This window comes from Rhizobium croatiense (genome assembly GCF_019793465.1).
Lineage (GTDB): Bacteria > Pseudomonadota > Alphaproteobacteria > Rhizobiales > Rhizobiaceae > Rhizobium > Rhizobium croatiense.
The window spans coordinates 248,446-263,707 of record NZ_JAILYJ010000009.1 but is presented as its reverse complement, the minus strand read 5'-3'; the positions used below and the strand labels follow the sequence as shown (position 1 = coordinate 263,707).

Genomic DNA, 15,262 nt, shown 5'->3' with positions numbered 1-15,262 from the left:
CCCAGGCTCTCCCACGGGCTTGGGGTCCCAAAGGTGCAACGGTCTTCCATCCGCCACCGCAACAGGCAGTACTACGCCAATAGCGGGTAAAGGGAAGTTACAAAGGTGCCGGCAGGCGGATGAGGGGCGGGTGCCCGCATTCTCTGGGCCGAGATCATCAGCGATCCGCCGCTGCCGCAGCAGGCCGGCTGACGGTTGCGACGCTGCCCCTTTCGACGATATGGCAGGCAAGCTCGACGCGCCGGCGCGGTGCGGCAAGGCCGAGCATCATGTCGCGCAGGAGATCGAGCGCGGTGGCGCCGAGTTCGCGCATCGGAATGTGCACGCTCGACAGCGGCGGATTGAGAAAGGCCGATTGCGGCAGGTCGTCGATGCCCATGACGGAAATGTCCTGTGGTACCGCATATCCCATCGCCTGCAATCCACGCATGGCGCCGTTGGCAAGGCTGTCGCCCGCCGTCAGGACGGCGGTGAAGGTGAGGCCTTGGTCGCGGACGAGGCGGGTGATGGCTTCGGCGCCGAGTTCCGGCAGCCAGTCGTCGACCTCGAGCACCAGCTCGGCCCCGGCCTTCAGCCCGTGATGTAGCAGGGCGTCGCGCCAGCCCTCCAGGCGCCGCTCGATCGTCCGCCGGCCCGGCCGCAGCATGAAAAGGATCTGCCGATGCCCGGCCTTGATCAGCCGCTCGGCGGCAATGAAGGCGGCCGAGCGGTTGCAGGGCGTCACACTCGAAAGCCGCATATAGGGATCGTCGGTATTGACCAGCACGACCGGTTTCCCCAAGCCCGCGGCCGCCGCCAGCATATCCTCCTCATCGACGGTCAGGATCAGCATGCCGCCAAAGCTCGGATCGTCGCGCATCTCGGCAATGACGCGGGCTTCGTCCGCCTTGTCGGCGACAGGGCGCATCGCCATCTCGATGCCGAGCGCGGCCGCGCGCGCATTCAGGCCTTCGAGAACGTAGAGGGTGAACTGATTGCGGACATAATCGATCATCGCCGCGCCGGAGGCGACGAGCATCACCTTCTTGCCGGCGACACTGGCCGGCAGCGCGTAGCTGACCGCACTGGCCGTTTCCAGCACCAGCTTGCGGATTTCGGGCCTGACGCCCTTTTCACCGGCGAGCGCCCGCGACACGGTGCTGATCGATACGCCGCACCGGGCGGCGATGTCGTCGAGGCGTGTGCGCCTGCCTTTCTTTTGATCCGGGGCCATGTCGTTTCCTCGCTCCCGCTCCTTTATGCAAAAATCTTTCAGATTGCGCAAATGGAGTGCCTATGCACAATTGCCATTGAGGAGTCCGCGACAAGCGGCAGAGCAGGGAGGCTTTGAAGATGCGGCTTGACCGCCATCCATGCGTCGGCGTTTTCTCGGAAATCCCAAGGCCGGAGCAGATTTCAGATGGCCGCTGAGCAGCAAGCCCATCTCCGCCGCGATACCGCAAAGAATAGCCCGATCGTCTATTGGCAGCTCGGCCCTCTCTCGCAGCAACGCTATGACGTCGCCGACCGTCCGATGGAAGGCAGGATGGATCCGTTTTTCTTCGTTACCAAGACGAAGAATTTCATCCCGCATGAATATCCCTGCCGCACCGAATTCAAGGCATCCTTTTCCGGCCGGCGGCCGCAGCCAACTGCCGAATTCGAGGCCATCCGCTGGTGGCTGCCCTTTGCCTCGCCGCGTGTCGATCTCTCCGGTTTCTGGTTTCGCCCGACACGCATCGGCTGCTGGGCGCGCACCTTCCTCGAGGCCCGCACGGCCGGGCCTGCTAACCTCCGCCTGTCGACTTGCGGCGGCGCCATCCTCTGCGTCAACGGCAGCGAACAGGGCTTCATGGCGCCTTACGAGCGCAATCTGGAGGCCCAGCAGATCTTCGAGGTCGAGCTGTCGGCGGGCCTCAACGAGATCCGCATCTATTTCGACGATCTGGCCGAGCGCGACGCCCGCTTTTATTTCCAGCTGGATTATCTCGATGGACCGGAAGTCGAAACATCACTTCCCGTTCCGATCGCCGCCGATGAGGCGGACGGGCTGGAGGCGATCCTCGAAGGCATGCGCTTCGATCGCACCGCCTATCTTGGCGAGGACGTGACGATCCTGCTTCCGGCGCCGCTGCCGCTGGAGCTGAGCTGCCATGTCGAGATCGAAGGCGACTTCATGTCGGTCGAGCGCTTCGACTATGATTTCGCGCTCGAGAAAGGCGCAACGAAGCTCGAACTCGGCACGTCGGTGCGCATGCCGGCCGATTTCCGCCACTTCCGCATCACCTTCAAAACAGGCGAACTGTCGCTTGGCCGTACCCTCGGCGTCGAGATCTGTCATCCTCAACGTCAGGGGCCGGCGCCCGCCGCGCTTGAGGATCGTGTTGCCGAAGCACTTGCCGAGGTCGCCGCTCATTCCGAGCCGGACACGGTCTGCGCTTTCGCGCGCCTGGCATTGGGGCAGGGCGGTGAGGAAACCGAGGCGATGATTTCGGCCATGCTGCCTGTCATCGAGGACTGTCACGACTGCGCCGATTTCGTGCTGGTGCCACTGCTCTTTGCCTATACGCGCTGGAGCGATCTGCTGTCACCGGCGCTGCGCGACAGGATCGAGCAGGCGGTCCTCAATTACCGCTATTGGATGGACGAGCCGGGCAACGACGTTCAGTGGTATTTTTCGGAAAACCACGCGCTGCTTTTCCACACGGCCGCCTATCTCGGCGGCAGGCTTTTCCCCGATGCCGTTTTCGTCCGTTCCGGCCGCACCGGCGCCGAGCAGATGAAGGTCGGCGAGGAGCGGGTTCGCGCCTGGCTCGATCATTTCGAGCGCTGGGAAATGGCCGAGTGGAATTCCGTTCCCTATTTCCCGATCGATCTGAAGGGCCTGACGGCGCTTGCCGCCTGCGCGCCGGATGAGACGATCCGCGCCCGCGCCAAGGCCAGCATCCTCCGCCTGATGGAAATCGTCGCCCGCTCCGCCCATCACGGCATGCTGACCGGCAGCCAGGGCCGTTCCTACGAACACACGCTGCGTCCCGGCCGCTCGGTCGAGCTGTCGGCCATCGCCCGTCTGCTCTGGGGCCGCGGCTGGTACGGCCGGCGTTTTCACGCGCTGCCGCAGCTTGCCGTCTGCATCCGCGATCACGGCCTGCAGTTCCCCGAGGCTCTCGCCGAAATCGCCGCGCATCGTTCCGACGACGCGCAGGAATGGACCTTCTCCCAGGGCGAAAACCGTTTTGCTGCCCTCTATCACTACAAGACGCGCGACACCGCGCTCGGCACCATCGCCCATTACCGCCCCGGCGCCTGGGGATATCAGGAAACGGTGCTGCACCTGCGCTTGGGCGAACGGCCGGAGGCGCAGATCTGGATCAACCATCCCGGCGAAACCATCCAGTTCGGTTACGGCCGGCCGAGCTTCTGGGGCGGCTGCGGAACGCTGCCGCGTGTGCATCAATATCGCGATCTCGCCATTCTCGATTTCGCCATCCACGAGGGCCAGCCGGATTTCACCCATGCCTGGTTCCCGCTCGAAGCCTTCGACGAAACGGTCGTCGACGGCAATCTGGCGCTCGCCCGCTCCGGCGGCGGCCTCGCCATGCTGATCGGCAACGGACCGCTGGAGCCGGTCAAGCATGGCCCGACCACGGATGTCGAGTTGCGGCTTGCAGGCCGCCAGGGCCGCTGGATCGTCCGTCTCTCCGATCTCGGCCGCGAAGGCGGCCTTGACGGCATGCGGGCGCGTTTCGCGAGCCTCGCAGCCCGCCGCAATGATGAGGGCGCATTGATCATTATCGATCCGGATTACGGCGAGGTTGTCTTCGAGGAGGACGGCACCGTGCGCGCCGAAGGCCGCATTCTTCGTCCCTCGGACTGGTCGGTGCGGGGAGACGCGGTACATCTAGAGATACCGGGCAGGCAGCTTCGCCGCGCCGCCTCGTAAACGACATGTCCGGCAGGTGGAGGATCGGCCGGGCGGGGGAATTCATCGGTCAAGAGGAGGAGAAAATGACCAGAATGAAATCGATCGGCGCGGCCTTTGCCGCTGTTCTCTTGAGTTCCGTTGCCGCCCATGCCGGCGACGTGCGCATCATGTGGTATTCCGATGGCGGCGAAGGCGCTGTCATCAAGGACTTGCTGTCGCGCTTCTCCAAGGCCAATCCCGACGTCAACGTCATCCTCGACGAGGTTTCCTACGACGTCGTCAAGGAACAGCTGCCGGTGCAGCTGGAAGCCGGCAAGGGGCCGGATATCGCCCGCGTCACCAATCTGAAGGCGCAGGCGCAGCACTGGCTCGATCTTCGCCCGCTGCTGGCCGATGCGAAATATTGGGACGACAATTTCGGCGCCCAGGCCGATTGGATGCGCCCCGACGGCTCGAATGCCATCACCGGCTTCATGACCCAGCTGACGCTGACCGGCGGCTTTGTCAACAAGACGCTGTTCGAGCAGGCCGGCGTCGAAATACCCGGTCCGAAGGCGACCTGGGATGATTGGGCGGCGGCCGCCAAGAAGGTCGCCGACAGCCAGAAGGTCTTCGCCATGGCGATCGACCGCTCCGGCCACCGCGTCTCCGGTCCTAATATCTCCTACGGCGCCAACTACATCGGCGCCGACGGCAAGCCGGCGCCGATCGATCAGGGCGCCAAGGAATTCCTCAGCCGCTTCGTCAAATGGAACGAGGAGGGCATCGTCAACAAGGATGTCTGGGTGAGTGCGGCCGGCACCACCTATCGCGCCGCGGCCGAGGACTTCATCAATGGCGGCCTTGCCTATTATTACTCCGGCAGCTGGCAGATCTCGGCCTTCGCCCAGAAGATCGGCGACAGTTTCGACTGGGTGATGGCGGGAAGCCCGTGCGGCACGGCCGCCTGCACCGGCATGCTGGGCGGCGCCGGTCTGGTCGCCGTCAAATACACCCAGAACCCGAAGGACGTCGCCAAGGTGATGGATTACCTGGCAAGCGCCGAGGTGCAGAAGGAGTTTGCCGAGCGCAGCCTGTTCATTCCGGCGCATAAGGGTGTGGCCGCCGGCCAGATGGACTTCAAGACCGACAATGCGCATGTGCAGGCGGCGCTGAAGGCCTTCGTCGAATCGGCCGGCCAGACGGCCGCGCCCGCAGTGAAACTGCCGGGCTGGAAGTGGTCGGACGCCTATTACAGCGCCATCGTCGCCCGCATCAGCCAGGTGATCGCCGGCGAAATGAAGCTCGACGACGCCTATGCCCGCATCGACGAGGACATCAAGGCCAAGGTCGCCGGCAACTGACGGAAGAGCGCATGGCAGGAAAGACGGTTTCTTCCGAACCACCGGCAAAGGCCGGTCTGCGGCAGGCGCTCTCAGCGCCTGTCCGGCTTGTCATGGGGCTGGTCGACATCCCCATGCGCGCCTGGCAGAAGTTGACGGGGCTGAACGGCATGGCGGGCGTCTTCCTGGCGCCCAACATGCTGATTTTCACCGTTTTCGTGCTCCTGCCGCTGGTCATCAACTTCATCTATTCGACGACGAGCGGCGGCGCCATTTTCCTGCCGAACAGGACCTATGTCGGCGCCGACCAGTACCGCATTCTCTTCGATTGCGGCTCTTATCTCGATCCCTCGACCTGCGCGGCCGACACTTTCTGGGCGGCGGTGCGCAATACCGCCGTCTTTGTCGTTTTCCAGGTGACGACGATGCTGATCGCGGCACTGGCAACGGCCCTGATCCTCAACCGAGAGCTCTCCAATCGCGGCTTCTGGCGCGCCGTGTTCTTCTTTCCGGTGCTGCTGTCGCCGGTTGTCGTCGGGCTGATCTGGAAATGGATCCTGCAACGCGAAGGCCTGTTGAACTATGCCCTGAGCCCTTTCGGCTTCGAACCCTTCTCCTGGCTGAGCGATCGTTTCTGGGCCTTCTTCTTCGCCGTCTTTGTCTCGGTCTGGGCGCATATGGGCTTTTACGCGCTGATCCTGCTCGCCGGCCTGCAGGCGATCCCGAAAGATCTCTACGAGGCAGCGGCAATGGACAAGGCGAGCCCGACCCGCATCTTCCGGCGCATCACCCTGCCGCTTTTGATGCCGAACCTCATCGTCGTCCTGGTTCTGGCGCTGATCCGCGCCGTGCAGATCTTCGACGAGGTCTTCGTGCTCACAGGCGGCGGCCCCGGCACCAGCACCATGTACATCACCCAGTTTATTTACGAGACCGGTTTTGCGAGTTCGCTGCGCAATCCGGGGCTTGCGTCGGCCGCCTCGATCCTGATGGGCATCGTGCTCGTCATCCTGACGTTGGTCCAGCTCGCAGCAAGCAGCCGCAACGAGAAGAAGGGGAAACGCCAATGAGCGCCGTCGGCACCTTTCTCCTTCGCCGCCGCGGAGGCCGGGGCTGGCACTGGACTGACGTCGTCACCTGGATCTGGCTGATCTTGGGCGTCTTCCTGATGTTCGGCCCGGCCGTCTGGCTGGTCTTTTCCTCCTTCAAGACGCCGGCGGCCCTTGCCGAATTCCCGCCCTCTGTCCTGCCCTATGTCACCGAGCAGGCTGTCGTGCCCGGCTATGATAAGCCATTGCCGCTCTATAACGTTGTAATGCCGGATGGCAGCGGCCGCGTGCTTGCTGAAGTCCGCCGCATCGGTATCATGGGCCAAATGGTCGATCCGAAACAGCCGGGTGAAATCGTCAAGGTCAATATCAAGGACCGCACGCCGGTGCGTAAGGTTGAATTCGCCGCCGGCAACTACACCGAACCATTCCAGCGCTTCGATTTCCTCCTGTTCCTGCGCAACTCGGTCTTCGTAACTGTGACGGCGACGGCAATCACGCTGCTTGTCAATTCCATGGCCGCCTTCGCCCTGTCAAAATACCAGTTCCCCGGCCGCACCGCCGTTATGCTGATGATCCTGGCGACGCTGATGGTGCCGCTCTCGGTCATCGTCGTGCCGCTCTATTCGGTCATCGGCACCTTGAACCTCTTCGACAGTCTCTGGGGCGTGATCCTGCCGACCGTCGCCACCCCGACCGGGGTCTTCCTGCTGCGGCAATATATGCTGACGATCCCCGACGAGTTGATCGACGCGGCGCGCATGGATAAGGCCAGTGAATGGCAGATCTACTGGCGCATTATCCTGCCGCTTTCGGCGCCGGCGCTCGCGGTGCTGGCAATCTTCTCGGTCGTCTGGCGCTGGAACGACTTTCTCTGGCCGCTCATCGTGCTGTCGCGCAAGGAACTCTATACGCTGCAGGTCGGCCTCAACGTCTATGCCGGCGAGCTCAATGTGCAGTGGCACTATATCCTCGCCATGACCGTCGTCTCGATGATCCCGGTGGTGCTGATCTTCGTCTTCCTGCAGCGCTTCATCACCACGGGCATTGCCGGTTCCGGACTGAAATAAGATGACACAGGAGAGTGCATGAGCGGCCTTGAGCTCAGAAATATCGTCAAGAATTTCGGCTCCGTCGAGGTCATCCGCGATGTCTCGCTTGCCGTCAATGACGGCGAGTTCGTCGCCTTCGTCGGCCCTTCCGGCTGCGGGAAATCGACGCTGCTACGGCTGATCGCCGGCCTCGACAAGCCCACAGGCGGCAGCATCGCCATCGACGGCAAGGATGTGACAGCCATCGGCGCTGCCGATCGCGGCCTTGCCATGGTCTTCCAGTCCTATGCGCTCTATCCGCATATGAGCGTGCGGGAAAATCTGGCTTTCGGCCTGGAGAATACCAAGGTGGCGAAGCCCGAGATCGAAGCGCGCATCACCGACGCCGCCCGCATGCTGGAGATCGAGCCATTTCTGCAGCGCCGTCCGGGTCAGCTCTCCGGCGGCCAGCGCCAGCGCGTCGCGATCGGCCGCGCCATCGTCCGCCGTCCCGATGCCTTCCTGCTCGACGAACCACTGTCCAATCTCGACGCCGAGCTGCGCGTCAGCATGCGCGCCGAGCTCGCCGCCCTTCATGCGCGGCTGAAGGCAACGATGATCTACGTCACCCACGACCAGGTAGAGGCGATGACGCTTGCCAACCGCATCGTCGTGCTGAGAAGCGGCCGGATCGAACAGGTCGGAACGCCGCTGGAACTCTACAACACGCCGGCCAATCGCTTCGTCGCCGGCTTCATCGGTGCGCCGCACATGAATTTCCTGGAAGGCTCGATCGTCGGCCACGAAAACGGTTATGCCGAGGTCGAAACCGTCGGCGGCCATCGGCTTTCGGTCATCGCCAGGGAGATGCGCCCGGCGGGCGAGAGGGTCAGCATCGGCATCCGGCCGCAGCACATCACCCTTGCCGACGCGGCCGCCGCAGGCCGGCTGGACACGCGGGTCACCCTTGTCGAGGAACTGGGTTCCGAAACCGTCGTCCACACCGAGGCGGCGGGTAAAAGACTGATCGCGGTCTTCGCCGGCCAGCAGCAGATGAAATCCGGTGACAGCCTGCCGCTCCATCTCGATCCCGTCGTGCTGCACCTCTTCGGCGAGGACGGCCGGCGTCTGTCTTGACGGGCAGGGAGACTATCCTCAAACGAACATTCATTCCGACATCGCTCGCTGCCGTAGCGTCTGCTCCGACGTGTTAGGTCGGGGACAGGCTCACTTCAAGCTTATTTGAGCCGTAGATGCACTAACAAAAGTTTGTAGTTGAGAAAGCTTTGAGTTGATAGAATACCGATAGGGCATCCTTGGGGACTTTATGCCATCTTATAGCATGCCGTGGGTCATTGGCCCCGTTCCGATCGTAGCCACTTTATGGTCGGCTTATGTGACTACCATAGCTCTCGTGCATCGAAGAGAGATGACTGGAGAGCGTTTTGTCGCGGCTTATCTATTTCCATTGGGAATTATTTCTGCAATTTCCCTGATGTTCTTGCACAAATACGATCTGCGTTTCATCATATTAATGGGGCAGATTGCAACCGCGGCATGTTTTGTGGGTATCTATACAATAGAAAAGAAGGTGAGCGGCGATCCTCCTCTGATCGCAATGGAAGAATTCAATCTTACTAAGGAATTGTGGAATTTATATTTTGTTGCGCTTATTTACATATTTTATTGTGTAGTAATATTTTCATTTCCTGTTGTGAGCGCCTGCACAATTTCAAAGTGTTACTTCATCGAACTTATGCTCGGTGGAAAGAGCTATAAGTTCTCGATCATTTACGCTGTGAATTTTGTGGGATCTCTAATACTAGTGGCAACTAGCGCAATTTCAGTGCGGACGCTCCGGGAACTACGAGCGAGATCGACGGAAGATCGGCCGGACGCCGGTGACCGGAAATAGGGCTTGTGGCCGGGGGTGAGGGCGTCACGGTATTCAAAAAGCCCGCGCCGGATTGGAGGCGCGGGCCGAATTTTCATATCAGGACAGTCTCAGTGGCTGTTCTTGTGGCTTTGTTGACCAGCCTTTACATGCTGCTCATGGCTGCCGCCGCGGGATCCGCTGGACTGCGCGTCGCGGCCACCGGAAGAGGCGTTGCGGGTATTGGAGTCGTTCTTGTGACTCTGCTCCCCGGCCTTGACGTGCTGTTCGTGGGTTCCACCTTGGTTTGCCATTTGGTTCTCCTTGGTTTGAACTGAGGCCACGTCGACCTCGTGTTGACAACCGCCCTCCGGTTGCGTTGTAGACCGCATTTGCGACGGCCGGCGCGACACGCGTCAGTCCCAGTTCCCCGACGCCTTTCGCTTGCACCGGCGATATCGCTGGATCTACTTCGTCGAGGAACACGGCCTCTAGATGAGGGATGTCGGCGTGGACCGGAACCTCGTAGAGCGCGAGGCGCCGAGCCGGATCCGTTGGATCGTCTTCGGCCGATGGATCGTATTGTTGAACATTATCGGGCGTTGAAGCGCGATCTTTACCTGTCGCCGCACCATTCGCGCGGCAACGGCCGCCAGCACCAGATCGCACCGTACCCTTGCCGCCGATGAAGGGTGAGATCAGCCGAACGTTTTCGCGCGGAATGCCGAGACTGAGTCCGAGATCGCGGGTTCCTCAATTCATCTGCTGAATTGAGGTCCAGCACGTCACCCGATCGCCATCCCAGGTCGCGATCGTCGCATGGGGCTCCATCATTGCATGCGCCTGGTCGGGAACAGTATTGTCTCGTCAACCTTCACCTCCGCGGCTGCGAAAGCCTGGTCGAGGTCCCCGACCTGCGTCTGCGCCCGCCGAATGCGATGGGGCGCAAAGTGTTCCGTTGTATCGTGGACAAGGAATCTCAGCCGTTGCCGGGCGCAAACAGCGCTTCCCAGTTGAGGAAGGGGCCAAGCGGGATGACCTCCCAGTCGAGAAGCCCGGCCTTGGCCAGCGGGAATTCGCTCAGGGCCTGTTTGGCGGCTTCGACCGATTCGCATTCGGCGATGATGGCGACACCCGGACGATCCTGGCGGAAATAGATGTCGCGGATGATGCCACCCTTGTACATCTGCCAGGCGTGCCGGGCTTCATCCGACATATGCGGCTGGTATTTTTCCAGGCTGGCGCCGGGCTGGGGAATGTCGAGGCAAAGCAGTTTCATGGCAGAATTCCTTGGTTGAGAAAGATGGATCAGGCGGGTTGGAACCGGCGCACGGTCTCGGCCACGCGAACGGCCGAGGTAGCCCGCCGTCCTGAGATCGCTTCCGGCAGGCGCGACATCCGGCGCCTGGTCAGTCTTCGATTGGGTGATGACACCAAACCAGCTTCCGAGCCGGTTGAAGGTCGTCTGTGCTGCCGTGGTTGCCAGGAAATATCGTTTGCTTGGCCGGCCTTGTATCGTAGATTGCAGTTGACGATTAGAAATCGTTTTTCTCTTCTTTGGTTCCTGAGGTTCTCCAATCAATGGGCCGCTCTTCGCGAGGATCCGCTTGGTGCGAGACAGGTTCGATGGAGTGCAAGTCTTTGTCGAGGCGGTCGAGACCGGCGGCTTTGCCAAAGCTGCCGAGCGATTGTCGTTGACGCGCTCCGCAGTCGGTAAGGCCATCGCGCGTCTCGAGGAGCGCCTGGGCGTCCGGTTGTTTCACAGGACTACGCGGACGCAGAGCCTGACCGAAGATGGTCAGCAATATTACGAGCGATGTGTGCGTGCGATCGAGGAATTGCGCGCGGGCGAGTCTCTCCTTGAATCCGTCCGGCGTGAGGTCGTCGGCAAGTTGCGCGTGTCGCTGCCCGTCTTGTTTGGCCGCTACTGCGCCGCGCCCATCCTGCGTGCCTATGCGCGCCAGCACGAGAGGCTCGAACTCGAACTCAGCTTCAGTGACCGCCAGATCGATTTGATCGCCGACGGCTTCGACCTGGCGGTGCGCAATGGCGCTCTAGGCAACGGAACCGCGCTCCACGCCCGGCGACTGGTCAGCTCACGCAAGGCGCTCTGCGCCTCTCCAGCCTATCTCGCCGCACGAGGGGAGCCACATTCTCTGGCGGATCTGTCAGAACATGACACGCTCGTATACTGGCGCAACGATTATGGCCTGACCTGGCAGCTTCCCGATGCGACCGGTGCTCTCATCGACTTGTCGGTCACTTCAAGATTGCGCTTTGACGATCTCGAAGTGATCGCCGATGCCGCCGTCGACGGCATGGGCTTGGCTTGGCTTCCTTACTGGCTGATCCATGACCGCCTGCAGGCAGGCGAACTGGTCGAACTCTGGACCGATCGGCCGAGGGCGGCGATGGAATGCTACGCCGTGTGGCCAACCACCCAATATCTGCCGTTGCGGTCGCGACTGGCGATCGATGCGCTTGCCACCGAATTGCCGAAGCGTTTCGTTGTCTGAAGCGGATCCCTTTGCGCTTCATTTCCCGCAGGAGCCGCGCAACGGTGTCGTCGCAGCCGCTCACGTTGAATAACGCAACGCGTTCACGAGAAGGGAAAAAGCAGGCGAGGACTGGCGTCGGCTTGGGTAGTAGAGATGGAAGCCCTCCCAATAGGGCGAAAAATCTTCCAGAAACCGATGGAGGCGACCGGTTCCGAGATGGAGCTTGGCGATATCCTCAGGGACATACGCGAAGCCGAAGCCGTCGAGAGCCGCCTCAAGAACGTTGTAGATCGTGTTGAAGACCAGCTGTCCGTCCACCCGAACCTTGATCTCGCGGCCGTTCTCTTCGAACTCCCAGGCATAAAGACCGCCATAAGTGGGCAGGCGCAGATTGATGCACCTGTGCTGCATGAGGTCCTTCGGATGTCTTGGAACATCGCGTGAGGCAAAATAGGATTCTGCGGCCACGACCGCGAAGCGAACATCCGGCCCGATCCTCACCGAGATCATGTCCTTGGCGATCTGTTCGCCGAAGCGCACGCCCGCGTCGTAGCCTTCCCTGACGATGTCCTGCAGACCGTAGTTCACGTCCAGTTCGAGCCTGATGTCGGGATATTGTTGGAGAAAGGTTCGAAGCTTCGGCCATATGTAGCACTGGATCTGGTAGTCGCCGGCGGTCAGCCGGACGGTTCCCGCCGGCTGGTCCCGAAGAATGTTGAGCCCATCGAGCGCAGATCCGATCTCGTCGAAAAGCGGACCGATGCTCTGCAGCATCCGTTCGCCTGCCTCGGTCGGTGAGACGCTGCGCGTCGTCCTTGTCAGCAGCCGCACGCCCAGCCGCTGCTCGAGCTGACGGAGCGTATGGCTCAGCGCCGACTGCGAAACGCCGAACTTGGCTGCGGCTTTGGTGAAACTGCGCTCCCTCGCAACCACCAGGAACACCATCAGGTCGTTGATATTCTGGCGCTCCAATGATGACTCCTCCTCATAGACCGACGCCCATCATAAACGCCTGCCTATGAAATGGTAGCGATCAACTCTGGAGCAGCAAGCACCGCGGACCCCTTTGCGCCGGACCGGTGTGCTTTTGCTGCAGGCTGGGGCTTCACTTCGCCCGGCTACGCAGCACCTCTCCGACAACCGGCGAAGCAGAGAAGGCGTTTGGCCAGCCGGCGTAGAAGGCCGTATGGGCAACGACCTCGCCGGCTTCGTCGGCGGTCAGGCCGTTATCCATGGCGCGGTTGAGGTGATAGATGATCTGGGCGCTCTGGCCCGATGCGATCAGAGAGCTGACCGTCACAAGGCTGCGGTCTCGCGGTGCAAGGCCCGGCCGTTGCCAGAGATCGAGGAACAGCGGGTCGGTCGTGAACTGCACCAGCCCCGGAGAGATCGGACCGACGTTCTTCTCAACACCGGTGGCGCGTTGGCGCTCGGCTTCCTCTTTGAGTGGCAGCAGTTGCGGAGAGGCCGCAGGCAACTGGTCGGCCGTGATGCCCCGGTCTTTGAAGACGTCCTTGGTCGCGGCGACCGCCGACATCGCGTTCGACCAGCCCCCGTAGAAAGCCAGATGCGTGATGATCTCGGAGACCTCCGTCGGGCTCACCCCGTTATCGAGAGCGACGTCGACGTAGTGCTTCAGATCGATTGCCTGGTTTCGGACGATCAGCACGGCGAGTGTGACGATGCTGCGATCGCGACGTGACAGTTGCGGCCGCTGCCACAGATTTCCGAGCAGGTCCTCTTCAGCGTATCGGCCAAGAGCCGGCGATACGGACCGGATGTCGCTGACCGACAATGATGAAGCACTTGCCGGCATAGCTCCGCCTCCACTTCCTTCCTGGGCCATGAGAGGCTCGCCCATCGTGAGCGAGATTTCCGTGGCCGCCAAAATTCGTTCATGATGATATCCTTCCAACTGGTTGCTCCGGCACCGCACTGGAATGGGCCTGCAGCGGCGCAACGACGAAAGCCGCAATGCGCCCGTCGTCAGCGTCGAAGCAGGTTGCTGTGGAATGTGCCGTTAGAGACCGGATCGACGCAGCATTTCTTCGGGATAACGAGCTCCCTGAATGACGATGTTCGCCTGCTCGATCTCGTCAAAATCGGCCTTATCCAAGGTGACGTTCAGCGCCCCGATATTCTCCTCGAACCGTTCGAGCTTGCGTGTGCCGAACAGCGGAACAATCCAGGGCTTCTGCGCCAGCAGCCAGGCTAGCGCGACCTGCGCCGGCGTCGCACCATGCTTCTTGCCGATCTTGCCGGTCAGCTCGACCAGCTTCAGGTTGGCAAGACGCGCTTCCTCGGAGAAGCGGGGGATTCCCGCTCGGATATCGGAACTGTCGAATGTGGTGTTGAGGTCGATCTTGCCGGTCAGAAATCCCTTGCCGAGAGGGCTGAATGGCACGAGCCCGATGCCGAGTTCCTCGATCGTCGGAATGATTTCGGCCTCCGGCTCGCGGGTCCACAAGGAATATTCGCTTTGCAACGCGGCCACCGGCTGTACCGCATGCGCACGGCGTATCGATCGGGCACCGGCCTCGGACAGACCGAACCACCGCACCTTTCCCTCGGCAATCAGCTCCCTGACCGTGCCGGCCACATCTTCCATCGGCACGTCAGGATCGACCCGGTGCTGATAATAAAGATCGATATGGTCTGTGCGCAGACGTTTCAGGCTGCCCTCGATGGCGCGGCGGATCTGCGCCGGCTTGCTGTTGACACCACCGCGGTGCTCACCCGTCTGCTGGTCGATGTCCCAACCGAATTTCGTGGCGATCTTGACCTTGTCGCGAACCGGGGCAAGCGCCTCGCCCACCATCTCCTCGTTCGTCCAGGGGCCGTAGACTTCAGCGGTATCGAAGAAATCCATGCCGCGTTCGACGGCGGTGCGAAGCAGGTCGACCATCTTGGCCCGGTCGGGAAGCTCGCGAGCCTTGCCATAGCCCATGGCGCCCAGCGACAAAGCGGAAACCTCCAGGCCCTGGCCCAATCTGCGCTTGATCATTTTCTTCTCCTCTTTCAGGTTGATTTGAAGAGCTATCGACGACGCGCGCCCTGAGGCGATCTCATGCGATTCGACCGCCGTCAGGTATTTTCGTCGCGCGGCGTGATCCGAACGGTTGCCGCGCGTGCTCGGGCACTGACCATCGGCGCGAGATACTGGCTGTTGCCGTATTTGGCGCGGTAGGCGTCGTCGATGCGATCGTTGATCGGGCCGTCCACAGGCTCGAAGGCGACCGTGCGCGTCATCCCGGCGGCAATGATCCGTCCGGCCTTCTGGTGGACCGCCGCCTGATACCATCGGGACTTCTGACCATGGTAGCCGCGCACGTAGAGGGCGCCTTCGACGACGACCTCCCAGATCCAGGTCGGGGTGCCGTAGGTGGCGCCATCTTCGCGAAACGGTGCGATTTTCAGATCGTCGGCCTGATTGATCTTGCTGAGTTCGTCATCCGACCAGTTCATCGTCGCTCTCCGCTCAGTTTGGCTACAGTCGTGGTACCGCTTCCCGATCTCATGCTCTGAATATAGAGCGCGTGCCTAGCCATGATTAGGCGCCGCAAATCGCATGAACTTATGAGCTTG

At 61.6% G+C, this 15,262-nt stretch carries 14 protein-coding genes and 1 pseudogene; 7 read left to right on the top strand and 8 right to left on the bottom strand.

Annotated elements, in window-relative coordinates:
• Positions 1-157: 157 nt before the first annotated feature.
• Positions 158-1,213: a LacI family DNA-binding transcriptional regulator gene (locus K6M89_RS16980; RefSeq protein ID WP_222140228.1), complete on the bottom strand. Its 1,056-nt coding sequence runs from the start codon at positions 1,211-1,213 to the stop codon at positions 158-160.
• 186 nt (positions 1,214-1,399) lie between these two features.
• Here K6M89_RS16980 and K6M89_RS16975 point away from each other — a divergent pair, with 186 nt between their 5' ends.
• From K6M89_RS16975 to K6M89_RS16950, 6 genes are all read left to right on the top strand, one after another.
• Positions 1,400-3,922 carry a hypothetical protein gene (locus K6M89_RS16975; protein ID WP_222140227.1) on the top strand — a complete coding sequence of 841 codons (2,523 nt, stop codon included), beginning with the start codon at positions 1,400-1,402 and terminating at the stop codon, positions 3,920-3,922.
• A 65-nt stretch (positions 3,923-3,987) separates the two neighbouring features.
• Positions 3,988-5,247 carry an ABC transporter substrate-binding protein gene (locus K6M89_RS16970; RefSeq protein ID WP_222140226.1) on the top strand — a complete coding sequence of 420 codons (1,260 nt, stop codon included), beginning with the start codon at positions 3,988-3,990 and terminating at the stop codon, positions 5,245-5,247.
• 11 nt (positions 5,248-5,258) lie between these two features.
• The gene (locus K6M89_RS16965; protein WP_097579245.1) at positions 5,259-6,296 is read left to right on the top strand and encodes a carbohydrate ABC transporter permease; all 1,038 of its coding nucleotides are present in this window, start codon (positions 5,259-5,261) and stop codon (positions 6,294-6,296) included.
• A complete protein-coding gene (locus tag K6M89_RS16960; protein ID WP_222140225.1) occupies positions 6,293-7,345 on the top strand; it encodes a carbohydrate ABC transporter permease in 1,053 nt (350 codons plus the stop codon). Before K6M89_RS16965 ends, K6M89_RS16960 begins: the two co-directional genes overlap by 4 nt.
• Positions 7,346-7,363: 18 nt before the next feature.
• Positions 7,364-8,443, top strand: coding sequence for an ABC transporter ATP-binding protein (locus K6M89_RS16955; protein ID WP_222140224.1), 1,080 nt, complete (start codon positions 7,364-7,366; stop codon positions 8,441-8,443).
• A gap of 190 nt (positions 8,444-8,633) precedes the next feature.
• Positions 8,634-9,221 carry a hypothetical protein gene (locus K6M89_RS16950; protein WP_222140223.1) on the top strand — a complete coding sequence of 196 codons (588 nt, stop codon included), beginning with the start codon at positions 8,634-8,636 and terminating at the stop codon, positions 9,219-9,221.
• Between the two features lie 89 nt (positions 9,222-9,310).
• Here the strand turns inward: K6M89_RS16950 and K6M89_RS16945 are convergent, their stop codons facing one another.
• From K6M89_RS16945 to K6M89_RS16935, 3 genes and pseudogenes are all read right to left on the bottom strand, one after another.
• Entirely contained in the window at positions 9,311-9,493 is a 183-nt protein-coding gene (locus tag K6M89_RS16945; protein WP_097579248.1) for a hypothetical protein, read from the bottom strand.
• Positions 9,494-9,709: 216 nt separating this feature from the next.
• A pseudogene (locus K6M89_RS16940) lies at positions 9,710-10,102 on the bottom strand (molybdopterin cofactor-binding domain-containing protein); the annotation flags it as partial.
• A 56-nt stretch (positions 10,103-10,158) separates the two neighbouring features.
• A complete protein-coding gene (locus K6M89_RS16935; RefSeq protein ID WP_222140222.1) occupies positions 10,159-10,458 on the bottom strand; it encodes a YciI family protein in 300 nt (99 codons plus the stop codon).
• 331 nt (positions 10,459-10,789) lie between these two features.
• Here K6M89_RS16935 and K6M89_RS16930 point away from each other — a divergent pair, with 331 nt between their 5' ends.
• A complete protein-coding gene (locus K6M89_RS16930) occupies positions 10,790-11,695 on the top strand; it encodes a LysR family transcriptional regulator (RefSeq protein ID WP_222140221.1) in 906 nt (301 codons plus the stop codon).
• A gap of 60 nt (positions 11,696-11,755) precedes the next feature.
• Here the strand turns inward: K6M89_RS16930 and K6M89_RS16925 are convergent, their stop codons facing one another.
• From K6M89_RS16925 to K6M89_RS16910, 4 genes are all read right to left on the bottom strand, one after another.
• Positions 11,756-12,649, bottom strand: coding sequence for a LysR family transcriptional regulator (locus tag K6M89_RS16925; protein WP_222140220.1), 894 nt, complete (start codon positions 12,647-12,649; stop codon positions 11,756-11,758).
• A gap of 133 nt (positions 12,650-12,782) precedes the next feature.
• Positions 12,783-13,523 carry a carboxymuconolactone decarboxylase family protein gene (locus K6M89_RS16920; protein WP_246642497.1) on the bottom strand — a complete coding sequence of 247 codons (741 nt, stop codon included), beginning with the start codon at positions 13,521-13,523 and terminating at the stop codon, positions 12,783-12,785.
• Between the two features lie 174 nt (positions 13,524-13,697).
• Entirely contained in the window at positions 13,698-14,681 is a 984-nt protein-coding gene (locus K6M89_RS16915) for an aldo/keto reductase (RefSeq protein WP_222140219.1), read from the bottom strand.
• 80 nt (positions 14,682-14,761) lie between these two features.
• On the bottom strand, positions 14,762-15,142 hold the full coding sequence (locus tag K6M89_RS16910; protein WP_222140218.1) for a DUF2255 family protein: 381 nt from the start codon (positions 15,140-15,142) through the stop codon (positions 14,762-14,764).
• Positions 15,143-15,262 lie beyond the last annotated feature (120 nt).

Bases quoted from the DNA above. Each gene is read 5' to 3' on its own strand.
- K6M89_RS16980 (WP_222140228.1), bottom strand. From the start codon at position 1,213: ATGGCCCCGGATCAAAAGAAAGGCAGGCGCACACGCCTCGACGACATC.
- K6M89_RS16975 (WP_222140227.1), top strand. From the start codon at position 1,400: ATGGCCGCTGAGCAGCAAGCCCATCTCCGCCGCGATACCGCAAAGAAT.
- K6M89_RS16970 (WP_222140226.1), top strand. From the start codon at position 3,988: ATGACCAGAATGAAATCGATCGGCGCGGCCTTTGCCGCTGTTCTCTTG.
- K6M89_RS16965 (WP_097579245.1), top strand. From the start codon at position 5,259: ATGGCAGGAAAGACGGTTTCTTCCGAACCACCGGCAAAGGCCGGTCTG.
- K6M89_RS16960 (WP_222140225.1), top strand. From the start codon at position 6,293: ATGAGCGCCGTCGGCACCTTTCTCCTTCGCCGCCGCGGAGGCCGGGGC.
- K6M89_RS16955 (WP_222140224.1), top strand. From the start codon at position 7,364: ATGAGCGGCCTTGAGCTCAGAAATATCGTCAAGAATTTCGGCTCCGTC.
- K6M89_RS16950 (WP_222140223.1), top strand. From the start codon at position 8,634: ATGCCATCTTATAGCATGCCGTGGGTCATTGGCCCCGTTCCGATCGTA.
- K6M89_RS16945 (WP_097579248.1), bottom strand. From the start codon at position 9,493: ATGGCAAACCAAGGTGGAACCCACGAACAGCACGTCAAGGCCGGGGAG.
- K6M89_RS16935 (WP_222140222.1), bottom strand. From the start codon at position 10,458: ATGAAACTGCTTTGCCTCGACATTCCCCAGCCCGGCGCCAGCCTGGAA.
- K6M89_RS16920 (WP_246642497.1), bottom strand. From the start codon at position 13,523: ATGGCCCAGGAAGGAAGTGGAGGCGGAGCTATGCCGGCAAGTGCTTCA.
- K6M89_RS16915 (WP_222140219.1), bottom strand. From the start codon at position 14,681: ATGATCAAGCGCAGATTGGGCCAGGGCCTGGAGGTTTCCGCTTTGTCG.
- K6M89_RS16910 (WP_222140218.1), bottom strand. From the start codon at position 15,142: ATGAACTGGTCGGATGACGAACTCAGCAAGATCAATCAGGCCGACGAT.